This is a genomic window from Desulfovibrio sp. GTC20076 (assembly GCF_055385905.1).
This window is the reverse complement of record NZ_AP039366.1, coordinates 2,321,739-2,339,072: the sequence shown is the minus strand read 5'-3', so window position 1 is coordinate 2,339,072 and position 17,334 is coordinate 2,321,739. Positions and strand designations below refer to the sequence as shown.

9 protein-coding genes are annotated in these 17,334 nt (G+C 59.8%); 4 read left to right on the top strand and 5 right to left on the bottom strand.

Features of this window, described 5'->3' with window-relative positions; genetic code table 11:
• Positions 1-62: 62 nt before the first annotated feature.
• Entirely contained in the window at positions 63-1,142 is a 1,080-nt protein-coding gene (gene recA / locus ACZ495_RS10450; RefSeq protein WP_012623936.1) for a recombinase RecA, read from the bottom strand.
• A gap of 425 nt (positions 1,143-1,567) precedes the next feature.
• On the opposite strand from recA, the gene ACZ495_RS10445 reads away from it, so the two are divergent.
• From ACZ495_RS10445 to ACZ495_RS10435, 3 genes are all read left to right on the top strand, one after another.
• Positions 1,568-2,698, top strand: coding sequence for an adenine nucleotide alpha hydrolase family protein (locus ACZ495_RS10445; protein WP_072311399.1), 1,131 nt, complete (start codon positions 1,568-1,570; stop codon positions 2,696-2,698).
• A gap of 115 nt (positions 2,699-2,813) precedes the next feature.
• Positions 2,814-3,176 (top strand): RNA polymerase-binding protein DksA, encoded by a 363-nt coding sequence (gene dksA / locus ACZ495_RS10440; protein ID WP_012623938.1) that lies wholly within the window; start codon positions 2,814-2,816, stop codon positions 3,174-3,176.
• A 383-nt stretch (positions 3,177-3,559) separates the two neighbouring features.
• Complete coding sequence (locus tag ACZ495_RS10435) at positions 3,560-5,293, top strand: NFACT RNA binding domain-containing protein (protein WP_464262232.1); 1,734 nt, start codon at positions 3,560-3,562, stop codon at positions 5,291-5,293.
• Between the two features lie 401 nt (positions 5,294-5,694).
• Here the strand turns inward: ACZ495_RS10435 and ACZ495_RS10430 are convergent, their stop codons facing one another.
• The 4 genes from ACZ495_RS10430 to nifJ all read right to left on the bottom strand — a co-directional run bounded on the left by ACZ495_RS10430 (position 5,695) and on the right by nifJ (position 14,530).
• Positions 5,695-6,861, bottom strand: coding sequence for a benzoate/H(+) symporter BenE family transporter (locus ACZ495_RS10430; protein ID WP_464262231.1), 1,167 nt, complete (start codon positions 6,859-6,861; stop codon positions 5,695-5,697).
• A 376-nt stretch (positions 6,862-7,237) separates the two neighbouring features.
• Positions 7,238-8,449 (bottom strand): acetate kinase, encoded by a 1,212-nt coding sequence (locus ACZ495_RS10425; protein ID WP_464262230.1) that lies wholly within the window; start codon positions 8,447-8,449, stop codon positions 7,238-7,240.
• A 268-nt stretch (positions 8,450-8,717) separates the two neighbouring features.
• Positions 8,718-10,826, bottom strand: coding sequence for a phosphate acetyltransferase (gene pta / locus ACZ495_RS10420; RefSeq protein ID WP_012623942.1), 2,109 nt, complete (start codon positions 10,824-10,826; stop codon positions 8,718-8,720).
• Between the two features lie 167 nt (positions 10,827-10,993).
• Positions 10,994-14,530 (bottom strand): pyruvate:ferredoxin (flavodoxin) oxidoreductase, encoded by a 3,537-nt coding sequence (nifJ, locus tag ACZ495_RS10415; protein ID WP_012623943.1) that lies wholly within the window; start codon positions 14,528-14,530, stop codon positions 10,994-10,996.
• Between the two features lie 890 nt (positions 14,531-15,420).
• On the opposite strand from nifJ, the gene ACZ495_RS10410 reads away from it, so the two are divergent.
• Positions 15,421-17,178: a methyl-accepting chemotaxis protein gene (locus tag ACZ495_RS10410; protein WP_464262229.1), complete on the top strand. Its 1,758-nt coding sequence runs from the start codon at positions 15,421-15,423 to the stop codon at positions 17,176-17,178.
• Positions 17,179-17,334: the final 156 nt, after the last annotated feature.

Sequence of the window (17,334 nt, the reverse complement as noted above, 5' to 3'; positions counted from 1 at the left end):
TTTACGGCACAGGCCCGGCAGCCGCATGCTTACGCAGCGGCTGCCGGGCCTGCCGGAAAACGTCAGTCTTCGAGAACGGGGTCTTGGCTTTCCGCAATATCTTCGGCGGTGGGGGTGAATTCCCGGGGGTGAAGGCCCAGAAATTCCACAACCTTGGCTTCGATCTGATTGCGCAGGTCGATGTTTTCGTCCAGCAGGGCACGCACCTTTTCGCGGCCCTGGCCCAGCTTTTCTGCGCCGAAGGCGAACCATGAGCCGCTCTGGTCGATGATTTTGGCCTCGATGCCGAGGTCAAGCAGTTCGCCCGCGCGTGAGATGCCCAGGCCGTACAGAATGTCGAAAACCGCGCTGCGGAAGGGCGGCGCGACCTTGTTTTTCACCACCTTGACCCTGGTGCGCGAGCCGAAGGATTCTTCCTTGTCCTTGAGGGTCTGTATGCGGCGGATGTCCAGGCGCACGGAAGAGTAGAACTTGAGCGCGTTGCCGCCCGTGGTGGTTTCGGGGCTGCCGTAGCCCGTGACGCCGATCTTCATGCGTATCTGGTTGATAAAGATGACCGAAGTGCGCGACTTGTGGATAGTGCCCGTGAGGCGGCGCATGGCGTGCGACATGAGGCGGGCGTGGCCGCCCACCTGGGTTTCGCCCATGTCGCCTTCCAGTTCGGCCTGGGGAATGAGTGCCGCCACAGAGTCCACCACCACAAGGTCCACAGCGCCGGAGCGGACCAGCATGTCCGCGATGTCCAGGGCCTGCTCGCCGTAGTCGGGCTGCGAGATCAGCAGTTCATCGGTGTTGACGCCCAGCCGTCTGGCGTAAGACACGTCCAGGGCGTGCTCGGCGTCCACAAAGGCGCAGGTGCCGCCCAGACGCTGGCATTCGGCAATGATGTGCAGGGTGAGGGTGGTTTTGCCCGATGATTCGGGACCAAAAATTTCAGATATGCGCCCGCGCGGAATGCCCCCCACGCCAAGGGCCAGGTCGAGGCCGATGGAACCGGTGGGGATAACAGGTATATTCACATGGGCATCGTCAGAAAGTTTCATGACGGCGCCCTTGCCGTATTTGCGTTCAATAGTGGCAAGGGCTGTGCCCAGGGCTTCAGCGCGTGCTTCTTCAGGGCTGAGGGCCGGTTTTCTGGCCATGATTTTATGCTCCGGGTAAAGATATCTTCAAGCGCATCATTATAGCAAAGGGCGTGGGGCAAGGCAAATGCGCGGGGCCTCGGTCCCTACCCCTGTGGACGTGATAGGGCTGCCATTGTTTTGCGCTGCGGGCAAAAGGCGGGTCCCATCCCGCAGCATGCGAAATTTTTTGTCGCAAGCGGATTTGTCGCCACTGCCGTGCTTCGCGCTCTGGCGTCCGCCCTGCGGGCGAACGTGCCTGGCCGCAGATATAATTTTCAATCAAAAATCCGCAAATATTGCGTGCCAGTGGTGTGCTTGTTGCCTTTTGTGGCATAATTCATTTTTGTATGCCTTTTGAATCTAATTACTGATAGGTGCTCTGGCAAGAAAATTCCCTTGTCCGCCCCTTGCGTAGTACGGCTTGTCTGGCATACAAGCGCGGCATGAGCACACCTGATATTATTGCGCTGTTTTCCGGCGGCCTGGACAGTATCCTGGCGGCCAAGGTTCTGGAGCGGCAAGGCCTTGCGGTGCGTTGCCTGCATTTTATCACGCCCTTTTTCGGTTCGGCCAAGGCAGTGCCCTACTGGCACAAGGTTTACGGGTTGGACATCGTAAGCCGTGACGTGAGCGAAGCCTTTGCGACCATGCTGCGGCAGCGTCCGGAGCATGGCTTCGGCAAGGTCATGAACCCCTGTGTGGACTGCAAGATCCTTCTGTTGCGCGAGGCGCGGAAATATATGGAATCCGTGGGCGCAGCGGGGCTTGCCACGGGCGAGGTCCTGGGCCAGCGGCCCATGTCGCAGCGGCGCGACACCCTGCATCTTATCATGCGTGATGCGGGCGTGGGTGGCATTCTGCTGCGTCCTCTTTCCGCCACCCATTTGCCGCCCACACAGATGGAAGAAAGCGGCCTTGTGGACCGCACCCGGCTTTTAAGCTTTTCAGGCAGGGGAAGGCGTGACCAGCTTGATCTGGCGGCGGAACTGGGTATTACGGAAATTCCCACTCCCGGAGGCGGCTGCCGCCTGACGGAAAAGGAAAATGCCCGTCGTTACTGGACGGTGCTGACCCTGCTGCCCGAAGCTTCGGGCGAGGATTTTGCCCTTGCCAATCTGGGGCGCCAGTTCTGGCATCATGAAGACGGGCGGCATTACTGGCTGTGCATCGGGCGCAACAGTGCGGATAATGACAGGCTGGCCGCCGCGGTTCGTCCTGGCGATCTGTTGTTGCGCCTGCGCGACCTGGCCGGGCCGATGGCACTGGCACGCTCCGGCACGGAATGGCCGCGCCCTGTGCTTGAAAGCGCTGCCGCGCATGTGGCTTCCTATGCGCCGAAGGCTATGGCCCACGGCGGGGCAGTTGCTGTGCGGGCGCGTCAGGGAATGGAAGATGAAGCCGCGCTTGATCTGGACGTGCTGCCGCAACGGCTGGGCGAAGCCTGGGGCGAAACGCCCTGGGACGATGTGAAGGCCGTCATCAGGGCAGAAGCCAGGGAAAGGTTTGCAGCAATGCCGCATGGGCGCGTAACAGACCGGGATGCTGTTGAAAATCAGGATCCTTCACAGATGTGACAGCTGTCGGCAAAGGTTGGGAGACGTCTTTACAAAGACTTCGCTTGAAGATATAGGGGTCCATTGCGTTAATAGTTTGTGTTTGCGCCCCCAGCGGCGTCCGCCGGAGGATTACATGGATCACAAGGATTTGGAATATTTCCGTAAACTTCTTTCAGGTATGCTTGAAGAAGCCCAGCAAAAGGGCGACAGCACCATTGAAGAGCTGACTGACAGTAACGAAGTGTTCGCTGACCCTGCCGACAGGGCCACTGCCGAATCCGATCGCGCTTTTACCCTGCGTATTCGTGACCGGGAGCGACGGCTTATCCGCAAGATTCAGGCCGCATTGACCCGTATAGATGATGGAACCTATGGCATCTGCGAGGATTGCGGCGATGATATCAGCATTCCGCGCCTCAAGGCCCGCCCTGTGACCAGGCTTTGCATCAACTGCAAGGCCAAGCAGGAAGAAGACGAACACCTCAGGGGAGACTAGGCACCCCGGGCGCAGGCCCGCCGCCCCCGTATCCGGTTTGTCCGGCGCCCTTCGGGGCGCCTCTCGCGGGGGTGCCGCCGCATGCGGCCTGCCGGTAACATGTCTTTGTCGGCTGTGTGTATTACTACCGCTTGCCTTCCGGGCCGCGCCACGAAAATGGCGCGGCCCGGATTGGCCCGGACAGGACTGCGCGCCGGACTGCGCGCGGCATTCACGTCAGGCCGGGGAGGCGCAGGGCCGCCCTTTGAGGCCGCACCCATTTACGTATTTATTTTTCCGCGTTACTTTTCCACTCTTTTTGTTCCGTTTGCGGCATGCGGCGCAGGGCCGTCCTTCCGTTCCGGACACAGCAACGCTCCCGCCCCAGGCGGGTTTTTTATATTATGGACGCTCATCTCTTTCGACGTTTTTGTGAGGACCTGACGCCCCGGCTCACCGGAGCGCGGATAGAAAAGCTGCAGGAGCCTTTTCCGGGTTTTCTTGTGCTTACCTGGTATGGTGGCGGCAGCAAGCGCCAGATATGCCTGCGGTACGCCCGTAAAGAACCATTCTGCTTTTCCGGCGCGAGTCGCATCAGCGCGGGCAAAGCCCCTTCAGCCCAGATCATGCGCCTGCGCAAATATGCGGCGGGCCGCCGCATCAATGCCTGCGTGGTCAGGTTTTGCGAGCGGCGGTTGTGGCTTTTGCTGGCCGGGGGCGAGGCCACGCAGGCCGATGGCCCGACAGAAAGTACGGGGCTGCCGGATGGCGTACCGCGCCTGACCTGGCTGCTGCTGGACCTGCGGGATGGTGCTTCGCTGCATTTTCTTGCCCACGATGAGGCACCGGAAGAGGAGGTCCCTGTCTGGCCGGAACCGGCGCAACTGGCCCAGGCACGGCAGAACTGGCGTGACTGGCCCGTGCTCACCCCGGCCTTGCGCCGTACATTGGCCTGCCTGGAAGAACCGGAGCAATGGGCCTTGCTTGAAGACCTGCGCGTCGGAGGCGGCGATGTGTTCTGCTACGGGACGGGCGCGCCGGAGTCTCCGAACGTGCCGGAATTGCTCCCTGCCTGCGACGCCCCATATATGCAGGAGGCTTCAGGCCGTGCCGTGCAGTCCATACGTGCCATCAGCGCATGGCCTCTGGCGTTGGAGCAGCAGGCAGCCCTGCTGAGCCTTGACGAACGGCATTCGGGTACGTCCATACTGGAAGAGTACAGCGCGGATGTGCTCCGCATGGTCGAGCGGGCCGGGCAGGACCTTGTGTTGTCGCGTCTTGCGGGCGACAAGGCCAGGGAAGCTGCCTTGCCTCTGGACAGGCGTGGGCGCAAGCTGGCGAAATTGCTGGATAAGCTCATTGAAGAGGAAAGGCGCCTCAGGGGCATGACCGAACTTCAGGCCGATGCTCTGGCCCTGCAGGCCCATCTGTGGCAATGGCCCGCTGAATACCGGGCGGCTTCCGTTCTGGTGGACGAAGGTCCCCATGGCCCGGCGCGCGAAATACGGCTGGACCCGCGCCGGAGCGTACGTGAGGAAATGGCGCGGTTTTTTCATACGGCCCGGCGCGGCTGGCGGGGGCTGGAGCATCTGGTTCAGCGGCGCAGGGCGCTTGAGGATGAACTGGCAGCCATACATCTTGCCCGGCGGGACAGCCTGCTGGGTATGGGGGCAACGCCTGGCGGCGAGGCCGGGGCCGCGAACGGCTTGCGCCCCGGAGGGGCGGCTGGCGGGGGCGTGTACGCGGCCCTGCCCAAAAATGTACAGCTTTTTATCAGCAGCGACGGCTTTGCCCTGTTGCGCGGGCGTGACGCCCGGGGAAACCTTGCGGTCCGTAAACTGGCAGCGCCGCATGATATCTGGCTGCATGCGGAAAACGGTCCCGGATCGCATGTTATTATACGTCGTGCTCACGGTGGGCAGGAGGTTCCGGCGCGCACCCTGGACGAAGCAGGTGCCCTGGCTGCCAATAAAAGCTGGCAAAAGGACGCGGCCCGGGCCGGAATCCAGTACGCGGAGGTGCGCCACGTCAAGCCTATGCGCAATGCGCCTGCGGGTACGGTGCGCATAGACAGGGTGCTGGCTTCGCGGGAGGTTCCGGTGGACGCCACGCTGGAAGAAAAACTGCTGCCGGAGTAGAGCGTGCCTGTGTATACGAACTGCGGTATCTGACGCATTTCAATTTTGCGAAGAGCTGTTTTCAAAGAAACACCGCTCGCTATGGAGTTTGATCGCGCAAATACGTTGTGCTTGCGCCTTGACGGCGGGCGGCGCTCACGCAGTCGCCAGATAACTGTAAAAGTTGCATTGCTCCAGGTGCTGCCCGGTAAAAACGGCGGCATGCTGCCGCCCGGTTCATATGACAGTAAGATGTAAAAACAGCCGCCCTTGGGCGGCCGTTTGCGTATGGTGTTTGCGCCATGCGTGCGGATTGGGGCAAAGCCCGCAACCATAGGCCTGGCAGAGCCGAAGCAGGTGCTTTCAGGCGGTCGTTTGCGTTTGTTTCGCTTGTCTGCGCTGGGGCGCAGGCGACAATGCCGTTACTTTTGTTTTTTCAAGACAAGGCAGGCCACAGCCCCGAAAACAAGCCCCCAGAAGGGCGCACCCAGGCCGAGCAGTTCCATGCCCGAGGCTGTGGCGAGAAAGGCTATGATTCCGGCCTCCATATTGTCACTATCCCTGAAAATGCCGTAAAAACCGGTGGTGAAGGCGCTCAGGAGGGCCAGTCCTGCCAGTATGGCGATGAATGCCGGGGGCAGGGCTGCGAAAAGCGAGGTAAGGGTGGTCCCGAACAGGCCGATGAGCACATACAGCCCGCCGCAGGCCAGTCCGGCCACATAACGCCGTGAGGGATGTTCATGCGATTCCTTGCCGGTGCAGATGGCCGCCGTCAGGGATGACAGGTTGATGGCGTGGGAGCCGAAAGGGGCGAACAGCAGTGAGGCCAGCCCGGTTACAGTCATGATGCCGTTGGACGCCACCGGATAACCCGAAGCATGCAAAACGGCCATGCCCGATATGTACTGGCCCGTCAGCGTTACCAGGGCCAGGGGCAGCCCGATGCTTATGATGGTTGCGCCGGACCATTGGGGCGCGGTGAATACCGGTTTTGCCAGTGAAAAATGGATGGCCTCAAAGTGCATCATGCCGGTGAGCGATGCAATGACAACGCCAAGCACCAGCACAGCGGCAACGGCATAGCGAGGGCACAGCCGCCTGAACAGGATGAAGCAGCACAGCATGGACAGGCCCAGCAGCGGGGAGGCCTGCACGGACGTGAAAATTTTGGCCCCGAAGCTGAACAGGATACCCGCGAACATGCCAGAACTGACGGCAACAGGGATGCGCCGCATGATGATGTCCAGCGATCCGGTCATGCCGATGACCGTTATGATGGCCGCACTTGCCAGATAGGCGCCCACGGCTTCGGCAAAAGGCACACTGGGCAGCATGGATACCAGCAGGGCCGCGCCCGGTGTTGACCATGCGGTAATGACGGGTATGCGCATCCTCCAGCTCAGTAGCAGTCCCGTAAGCCCGCTGCCTATGGATACTGCCCATATCCAGGAGGTGGTCATCTGTTCGGAAAGGCCCGCCAGATGCGCGGCCTGAAAAATAAGCACGGCGGAACCGGCGTATGACACCACTACCGCCAAAAAGCCCGCCACCACGGCTGTGGTGGAAAAATCTTTCTGTAACTGGCTCAACTCACTCTCCGGATGTGTGCGGCCATTGCCTGTCTTGTGATTTCAGAGCCTTTGTATACCGGCGATGTCCGGCAGGCAAACAAAAGGACGTTGTCCCCGGTCCGGCGCTGTGGGGCTGTCTGCATGGCCGCTTCGCGCATGGCCCGCGCTACTGCTGCCGGCGCAGGGAGAGAACGCCGTGGTTGGTCCGGCAGAAAAGCTGCGGGCAACAAACAGGCGCTGCGTGTGCAGTGTCGTCGGGGTGGGCGGACCTGAAAACCCTGCCCCTGCAGCAGCCCTGAACAGTTTTTTGTAACGCCCTGCACACAGAAGGCCGCTTCGTGGGAAGCGGCCTTCTGCATATTCCGGCGCGGATGCCGGCTACGGTGCGGCAGGCTTATTTGCCCAGCACTTCAACCGTGGCCATGGCGATCTGCAGTTCTTCATTGGTGGGAATGATCAGCACGGGTATGGAGCTGTCAGGTGTGGAGATGGCACGTGCACCGGCCTTGCGGGTGCCGTTTTCCTTGGCGTTGATTTTGATGCCGAGGTTTTCAAGCCCGGCGCACACTTCGGCACGCACGATGTCGTCATTTTCGCCGATGCCGGCGGTAAAGACCAGGGCATCCACCTTGCCGTCCAGCAGGAAGTAGTAAGAGCCAAGGGTTTTCTTGATGCTGCGGACCAGCATCTTGAGGGCCAGGGCGGCACGCTCGTTGCCTTTTTCCACTTCGGCATGCACGTCGCGCATATCGGTGTGGCCGCACAGGCCGAGCAACCCGGACTTCTTGTTCATCAGGGTATCCACCTGCTCGGGGGTGAGGCCCTTCTTTTCCATGACAAAAGGTACAATGGCGGGGTCGATGCTGCCGCAGCGCGTCCCCATGATGAGGCCTTCAAGAGGGGTCAGCCCCATGCTGGTGTCAAAGCACTTGCCGTTGCGCACGCAGCTCATGGATGAGCCGTTGCCAAGGTGCATGGTGATGGAGCGCAGATCGCTCAGGGGCTTGCCGAGGTACTTGGCAGTAGCGCCCGCAATGTACTTGTGCGACGTGCCGTGGAAGCCGTAGCGGCGGATGCGCAGGTCTTCATACAACTCGTAGGGCAGGGCGTACATGAAAGCTTCTTTGGGCATGCCCATGCCGAATTCCGTATCAAACACAGCCACGTTGGGCACGCCGGGGAAGAGCTTTTCAGCCACTTCAATGCCCATAAGGTTTGCGGGGTTGTGCAGGGGGCCAAGCACGGCGCATTCGCGCACAATGCCCTTCACGCGTTCGTCCACCAGCACGGGATCGCTGACGGCTTCGCCGCCGTGCAGCACGCGGTGGCCGATGCCCGCAATTTCGCTCTTGTCCTTGATGACGCCTTTTTCAGCATCGGTGAGCAGGGCGATGACCATTTCCATCGCCTGCACATGGGTGGGAAAGTGCGCGGTCTGGACGATTTTTTCTTCTTTGTCCGTATCAGGGGCGATCTTGTGGGTCAGACGGCCTTCGTCCTGTCCGATGCGTTCGGCAAGGCCGGAGCAGAGAACGGCGTGGGTGTCCATTTCCAGCAGTTGGTACTTGCAGGACGAAGAGCCCGCGTTGATGACCAGGATTTTCATGTGTCTTCCTTTCCTTGTTAACGAAATGTGGGGAGGGCCGTCCCCTCCCCTGGATAGCTGTTTTGCGGCTTCGGCCTGCGGGCGTCAGCCGTGGCGGCTTTCGAGCAGTTCAACTTTAAAAAAAGTTGGGATGCTCTGCGCGGATTTTTAAAAAATCCGCACCTCAAAATGGTTGCAGGCAAGCCGGCTTCGACCGTTATGACAAAACAGGTACGGACGAACGCAGCGAAGATCTGCCGTTACGCAACCATTTCAGGCGGTAAATGCTCTAGCGCCCGGCGGCTTTTTCTGCCGCGGCCTGAACAGCCGTGATGGCCACGGTGTTCACGATGTCGGGTACGGTGCAGCCGCGCGACAGGTCGTTGACGGGCTTGTTAAGTCCCTGAAGTACAGGCCCGATGGCTACGGCTCCGGCGGCCCGCTGTACGGCCTTGTACGTGTTGTTGCCCGTGTTCAGGTCAGGGAAGATGAAGACCGTGGCTTTGCCGGCCACCTTGCTGTCGGGCATTTTTGTCTTGGCCACGCTGGGGTCGATGGCGGCATCGTACTGCAGGGGACCTTCAAGGGCCAGGCCGGGGGCCATTTCTTTGGCGATCTTTGTGGCTTCCACAACAATGTCCACGTCCGCGCCCTTGCCGGACGTGCCGGTGGAGTACGAAAGCATGGCCACGCGCGGTTCAATGCCGAAAACTTCGGCTGTATGGGCCGAGGCAATGGCGATTTCCGCAAGCTGCTGGGCCGTGGGGTTGGGGTTGACGGCGCAGTCGCCGAAAACCAGCACACGGTCTTTGAGGCACATAAGAAATACCGAAGACACCACCGAGAAGCCGGGCTTGGTCTTCACAAATTCAAAGGCCGGGCGGATGGTGTGGGCCGTGGTGTTGACCGCGCCGGAAACCATGCCGTCGGCATCGTCCTGCTTGACCATCATAGTGGCGTAGTACGTCGAATCCGCCATGGTGTCGCGGGCCTGTTCGGGGGTAATGCCTTTCTTTTTGCGCAATTCGTAATAGGTATTGGCGTATTCGTCAAACTTGGGCGAATTGACCGGGTCGATAAGGGTGGCCTTTTCCAGATCCAGGCCGAGGGTGCTGGCCTTGGTGCGGATTTCATCCACATCGCCCAGCAGGGTGATATCGGCCACGCCACGGCGCAGCAGAATGTCGGTGGCGCGCAGGATGCGTTCTTCAGTGCCTTCGGCCAGCACGATACGCATCTTGTTGGCCTTGGCCCGTTCGATCAGCTCAAATTCAAACATCATGGGCGTAATGCGCGAACTGCGCTTGCTCACGATGCGGCTGGCAATATCCTTGCCGTTGACGTGCTGTTCAAAAAGGCCCAGCACGGTGTTGATCTTGCGCAGGTTGCCCGGCTCGATGGGAGCGATAAGTTCCTGCAGGGCCAGCATGGTATTGTAGGTGTGCCCCTTGGTCAGCAGGATGGGCAGAGGAGATGCCGTCCAGCCCTGAATGAATTCGCACACTTCCTTGGCGGGGCGGATGCCGCCGGTCAGCAGCACACCGGCGATGTCCGGCGTGGAGGAAGACAGGCGCGAGGCAATGGCGGCCAGCAGTACGTCGGCGCGGTCGCCGGGGGTGACGATAAGCTGGTCTTTGGCGATATAGTGCAGCACATTGTTCACGTGCATGGCCGCGATAAGGTAGTCGTCCACCAGGGCGTCCAGGCGGTCTTCGCCAAAAAGGACTTCGGCGTCCAGGCCTTTTTTCACGTCGCCCATGGTGGGCTGGCCGATGGTCGGCTCGTTGGGGACGGAGTAAATGAGGGCCTTGCGGTCTTCGGTGCTGAAATGGGTGCGCAGTTCGTCAAGCTCTGTCTGGGTGAGGTTGCGGCGGTTGATAATGGTTGCCACAACGTCCAGGGAATAGGGGGCCAGGCTGTCCATGGTGATCTGGAGAGATTCACGGATATCTTCGGCCGTGGACTTTTGCCCGCTGGTCACAAGAATGACGGGCGTACCCAGGTTGGCGGCGATTTCGGCGTTAAGCTCGAATTCAAACACCGGGTCCTTGCCTAGAAAATCCGTGCCCACGCACAGTACAAAGTCATAGGTTTCCAGCAGTTTTTTGTACTTCTGGATAATGTTTTCCATAAGCAGGTTGCGCGACCCCTGGTTGATGATCTGGCGCGCTTCACGCTGGGTGTAGGCGAAGGTGTCGGCGTAGTCGGAGTTGATCTTGAAGTACTCAAGCATCAGGTTGATGTCCGGGTCGCGGTCGTCCCATAGCGGTTCATTGATGATGGGACGGAAAAAAGCCACTTTGCGCATGCTGCGGCTGAGTAGCTGCATGGCTCCCAGGGCAATGGCGCTTTTGCCCGTCATGGGGCCGGTGGCCGTGATATAAAGTCCGTTGTACATAAGCTTCCCCTGATTTTTTCGGGCAGGCTGGCAGGATAACGCGAAAAGGGCGCAGGCCTTCACCCGCGCCCCGGCCTCAGTTTATGGCAACAACCGCGCCCGCCGCCTGAAGCCCCCCGGAGAGGAGGCTTGCCTGGTGGCGGGCGCGGTATTCATTCGTCAGGTCCCTACTTGGTTTCGTTGGCGTCCGGGTAGGGGAGGTCGGCCAGCTGCTTCAGCAGGGCGTAGCGTTCGGCGTAGGCATCAGCCAGTTCCGCGCGCAGCTGCTTGGAAGCTTCGGGATCGGTTTTTTCCAGCGAGGCAAAGCGGGTTTCGCCGCCCAGGAATTCCTGGATGTCCACTGTGGGGGCCTTGCTGTCGAGCTGGAAGGGATTTTTCTTTTCCTTGGCCAGCTCGGGATGGTAGCGGTACAGGGGCCAGTAGCCGGTCTGCACAGCCAGCTTGGATTCTTCCTGGCTCTTCCCCATGCCCTTGCGCAGACCCTGGTTGATGCAGGGAGCGTAGGCGATGATGAGCGAGGGGCCCTTGTAGGCTTCGGCTTCGCGGAAGGCCTTGAGGGTCTGCTGCTTGTCGGCACCCATCGAGATGGAGGCCACGTACACATAGCCGTAGGTCATGGCCATGCGACCGAGGTCTTTTTTGCCGGTGCGCTTGCCCGCAGCCGCGAACTGGGCCACAGCGCCAAGGGGCGTGGCCTTGGAGGACTGGCCGCCGGTGTTGGAGTACACTTCGGTGTCCATCAGCAGGATGTTGATGTCGTCGCCGGTGGCCAGCACGTGGTCCAGGCCGCCGTAACCGATGTCGTAGCCCCAGCCGTCGCCGCCGAATATCCACACGCTCTTCTTGGTGAAGAGGTCGTCCATGTGCCAGATTTCGTGAGCCAGCGGGCTTTCAAAGGAATCAAGGTTGGCAAGCACCATGTCGCCGTACTTGCGGGAGCCTTCGGCGTCGTCCTTGTTGGCGAGCCAGCCTTCCATGGCTTCCTTGAGTTCGGAAGAGATGCCTTCTTCTTTCAGGGCTTCTTCAATTTTCATGGCCAGCAGGTTGCGGCGCTGATCGTAGGCAAGGCCCATGCCGCAGCCGTATTCGGCGGCGTCTTCAAACAGGGAGTTGCCCCAGGCCGGACCAAAGCCGTCCTTGTTGGTGCAGTAAGGCGTGGTGGGCGAAGAAGCACCCCAGATGGAGGAGCAGCCCGTGGCGTTGGCCACGATCATGCGTTCGCCAAAGAGCTGGGTAAGCACCTTGACGTAGGGGGTTTCACCGCAGCCGGCGCAGGCGCCGGAGAACTCGTGCAGGGGCTGCTGCAGCTGCGAACCCTTCACGGTGTCGCGGGCCAGCAGCTTGTCCTTGAGGCTCACGTGGGCTTCGGCAAAGGCCAGGTTGGCCTTCTGGTCGTCCATCTGGGTTTCAAGGGGCTTCATGACCAGGGCCTTGTTCTTGGCCGGGCACACATCGGCGCAGGAGCCGCAGCCCAGGCAGTCTTCAGGGTAGACCTGGATGCGGAATTTGAGGCCCTTCAGTTCTTTGCCCATGGCGTCCTTGGTGGCAAAGGCGGCCGGAGCGCCTTCAAGCTCTTCTTCAGTCGCCAGCACGGGCCGGATGGCGGCGTGGGGGCAGACGAAGGAGCACTGGCAGCACTGAATGCAGTTTTCCACCTGCCATTCGGGAATGGCAATGGCCACGCCGCGCTTTTCGCAGGCGGCAGTGCCGAGCGGCATGAAGCCGGCCGGATCCATGGCCGACACGGGCAGCTTGTCGCCCTGCTGGGCCAGGATGGGACGCACCACGCTGCGGATGTAGTCATCGTCGTCGCAGTGGCACACTTCAGCGCCTTCGGTGGCATTGGCCCAGGTGGCGGGGTATTTGATTTCTTCCAGGGCGTCCATGCCCTTGTCCACGGCGGCAATGTTCATGTTGACGATTTTGTCGCCCTTGCTGCCGTAGGTTTTCTTGATGGATTCCTTGAGCAGGGCCACGGCCTTGTCAAAGTCAAGCACGTTGGCCAGCTTGAAGAAGGCGGTCTGCATGATCATGTTGATGCGGCCGCCAAGGCCCACTTCCTGGGCCACCTTCACGGCGTCCACGTTGTAGAACTTGAGCTTCTTGCGGGCGATGGTGCGCTTCATGGAGGCGGGCAGGTGCTTTTCAAGGTCGGCCAGCGACCAGTTGGAGTTCAGCACAAAGGTGCCGCCTTCCTTGATGCCTTCAAGAATGTCGTACTGGGTCACATAGGCCGACTTGTGACAGGCAACGTAGTCGGCACTGGTGATGAGGTAGGACGAAGTGATGGGGGCCTTGCCGAAGCGCAGGTGCGACACGGTGAAGCCGCCGGACTTTTTGGAGTCATAGGCAAAGTAGGCCTGGGCGTAGAGGTCGGTGTTGTCACCGATGATCTTGATGGCCTGCTTGTTGGCGCCCACGGTGCCGTCGGCGCCGAGGCCGAAGAACTTGCACTGCACGGTGCCGGCGGGCACGGTGTCGATTTCTTCTTCCACTTCAAGGGAAAGATTGGTCACGTCGTCGGTGATGCCCACGGTGAAGTGGTTCTTGGGCTGGAGGCCCAGCATGTTGTCGTACACGGCCTTGGCCATGCCCGGGGTGAAGTCCTTGGAGCCGAGACCGTAGCGGCCGGCCACGATGGTGGGAGCTTCGCCCTTTTCAAGGAAGGCGGTGCACACGTCCTGGTACAGGGGATCGCCCAGGGCGCCGCTTTCCTTGGTGCGGTCAAGCACGGTGATGCAGGTGGTGGTGGCGGGCAGGGCGCGCAGCAGGTGCTCGGCGGAGAACGGACGGTACAGACGTACCTTTACAAGGCCCACGCGCTGGCCCTGGCTGTTCAGGTAGTTGACCGTTTCTTCAGCCACTTCACAGGAGGAACCCATGGAAACAATAACGCGGTCGGCTTCGGGGTGGCCCACATAGTCGAACAGGCGGTACTTGCGACCGGTGATGGACTCCACCTTCTTCATGTTTTCAAGCACGATGCCGGGTACGGCGTCGTAGAAGAGGTTGGAGGCTTCGCGGTTCTGGAAGTAAATATCGGGGTTCTGGGCGGTGCCGCGAATGTGCGGATGCTCGGGATTCATTGCGGTGGCGCGGAATTCGTCCACCTTGTCCCAGTTCACCAGGCCACGGATGTCTTCGTAGTCGATGACTTCGATTTTCTGCACTTCATGCGAGGTGCGGAAGCCGTCGAAAAAGTGACAGAAAGGCAGGCTGGAGTCGATGGACGAAAGGTGGGCCACCAGGGCCAGGTCCATACATTCCTGCACAGAAGCCGAAGCGAGGAAGCAGAAGCCCGTCTGACGGGCGGCCATGACGTCCTGGTGGTCGCCAAAAATGGACAGGGCGTGAGAGGCCAGGGCGCGGGCAGACACGTGAAAAACGCCGGGGAGCAGTTCGCCGGCGATTTTGTACATGTTGGGGATCATCAGGAGCAGGCCCTGGGAAGCCGTATAGGTAGAGGTCAGTGCGCCGGCGGAAAGCATGCCGTGCACAGCGCCGGCGGCGCCGGCCTCGGACTGCATTTCACGCACGATCACTTTCTGCCCGAGCAGGTTTTTCATGCCCTTGGCAGCCATCTGGTCCATCACTTCGCCCATGACGGACGAGGGCGTAATGGGGTAAATGGCCGCCGTTTCCGACAGAGCGTAGGCAATGTGCGTAGTCGCGTTATTGCCGTCCATGGTTTTCATGTGAGCCATCTGTTCCTCCTTGGCGCCCTGGGGCGCACAAATAGTATTTCCAAATTTCTGCGTGGCCGGTCCGGCCGGGGTAGGTCCCGCACGAAAAAAGCGGTGCGGGCGCGACGTGTTCAGGGAACATAAGGTTTGCGCTGAAGAAAGCGTTTGGATTAAAAATACCGCATCAGGTCATGGGCGTCCATAAAAGAATACTGCTGTGGAGGCTCCGTGGGCGGCATCTGAAACCGCGATTTTTCGTTGCAGAGAGTCCTTACCATAAAGCTGGTTGTTTGAACAGTTAAATAAGGCATGGCTGCAAAATTTTTTCCGGCAGATCAGAGAAAATATTTTATCAGATATTCCCGGCACATCCCGTAATCTGGGAGCCGGGTGCATTTTTTACGCCGAAAAAATATGGAAAAGGCGGCAGCAAGCCCGCCGTTTTTTTGCTGCTCCGGCATGCAGGGCGTACCGGTGGATGGTGCCCGCCCGCTTTGCGGTACAGACTGTAACGCATATCCTTGTTTATTGCAGCCCCTGCGAACAGCTTTTTACGGCAATTGCCGGAAAGAACATAGGCGAAGCTGAATGATGGTATTTATTCCTTATGGTTATGAAGCATGCTGGAACAGCCGCGCGGCAAAAACATGACGCAATCAATACCAACTATGGGGTCTTTGTCGCTTGACAAGAGGCAGTCCTCCCCGTAGGGGTCATTTTACAAATAGTAACTGATGCGCCTGTGCAGCAACGCTGCGACGGGCAGAAGGGCAGCGCGCCATGCGCGTCGTGCTCGTGCTGGTGTGCCGGATTTTCCGGCGGCACGGTTTTGCCGCCAAAATTTCGGTAATGTGTTAAAAACAGGTTATATTTCCTGTAGTTATAGATAGCTAATATTTCCAGGAGGAATCATGTTCTGGAAAAATCTTTCCATCGGAAAGAAGTTGTGTTTTGGCTTCGGCATCAGCCTGGCAGGCATGATCTGTTTTGCCGTGGTGGCCTGGTATGCGTCCAACCTGGTCATGACCATGGCTGACAGCGCGTTGCAAAAACAGAGCAATGCCCTGGTTTTTGCCATGCGCGAGGCCGATCATCTGCACTGGAAAGAACGGGTCAGCAGTTTTGTCGCCATGCCGCCTGCGGACGGCAAGCTTGAAGTGCAGAAAGACGGCCACAAATGCCTTTTCGGCCAGTGGTTTTATAATGGTGGCCGTGAAGAGGTGGAAGCCATTCTGCCCGGCACGTCGAGCTATTTTAAAAGCATGGAGGCTGACCACCTGGACCTGCACCGCAGCGCTTCGGATATTGAGCGGCTTGTGCAGGCCGGTGACCTGCAGGGGGCCAGAGCGCATTTTAATGCCGTTACGCTGGCCAAGTCATCGGCGGTGGTGGAAACCCTCGCGCAGCTGCGTAAAATGATGTTGCATGCCGCCGAAGCTGACAGGGAAAGCTACAAGCAGATCATGGCCCGTGAGGAATATGTGGTTGTTGCCCTGCTGCTGGTCGTGCTGGCGGGCATGCTTGTTTCCGGCGTAGCCATTACGCGGTCTATCCGCAATCCGTTACGCGGGCTTGTGGACAAATCGGCCGAAGTGGTGGCGGGAAATCTGGATGTGGACCTGCGTTTGCGGCGTCAGGATGAAATCGGCGCGCTGTCGCGTGCCTTGGGCGCCTTGCTGGATAACCTCAAGCTCAAACTGGCCGAAAACGAGAAAAAGTCTGAAGAAGCGCAGGCCAGCGCTGAGCATACCCGCAATGCTCTTAAAGATGCAGAGGAAAAAGAAGCGCGCATTGCCAGCCTGCTGGGCGATATGAACGCCATCGCCACGCAGGCCGACGTTATTGCCGCCGACCTTGCCGACCACTCCGCCACCCTGGCCCAGCGCGTGGAAACTGTCTACCGGGGCAGCGAAGACCAGCATGATCTCATGCGCAGCAGCCTTGATGACCTGGAGCAGCTTGCCTCTGCCGCCGGCGAAATTGCCGTCAGCGCGGAGCATTCGGCCCACGGGGCGCGCAGTTCCAGGGAGCATGCCGGCAGCGGTGTGGATGTGGTGACCCGCTGCGCCCAGGCCATCAGCCGGGTCAACGATCTTGCGGCCAAGCAGAACGGGCAGGTTGCCGAACTGGGCGAAATGGCCCAGGGCATTACCGGCATTATGAGTGTTATTACCGATATTGCTGACCAGACCAACCTGCTGGCCCTGAACGCCGCCATTGAAGCAGCCCGGGCAGGTGAGGCCGGACGCGGTTTTTCCGTGGTTGCCGATGAGGTGAGAAAACTGGCAGAAAAAACGGTCACCGCTACTCAGGCCGTAGGTGCAAAAATCACCGGCATTCAGGAATCCATTCATGCCAGTGTGGCCTTTATGGGGCAGACCAGCGAGGCTGTGCATGAATCCAATGATCTTGCGCAGCAGTCCGGAGCGGCGCTTTCGCAGATTCTGGATCTGGCTGCCGCCAACGTGGACAGCGCCGCCGGCATGGCCGTGGCCGCACAGCAGCAAAGCGATACCGTGGTGCATGTGGCGCAGGGCATGAAAAATGTGCAGGACATTGCTGAGTCCAGCCGTGCAGCCATGAGTGAAGCCGACCGCCAGGTGCGGGCTGTGGCCAAGATGGCCGGCGAACTGCGGGAACTTATCGACAGGCTTAAAAGCAGGGCCTGATTTTACAGACGGCGTGCTTTTGTAAGCGCCCTGCCAGACGGAAAATGTTTTTCCGTCTGGCAGGGCGTTTTTGCCATATGCGGCTCCGCAAGCACGCGATGTAGCTGCAGCCGCTTTGCCTGCCGTGTCGTCGTGTGGCGTGCCGCCGTTTGCGGG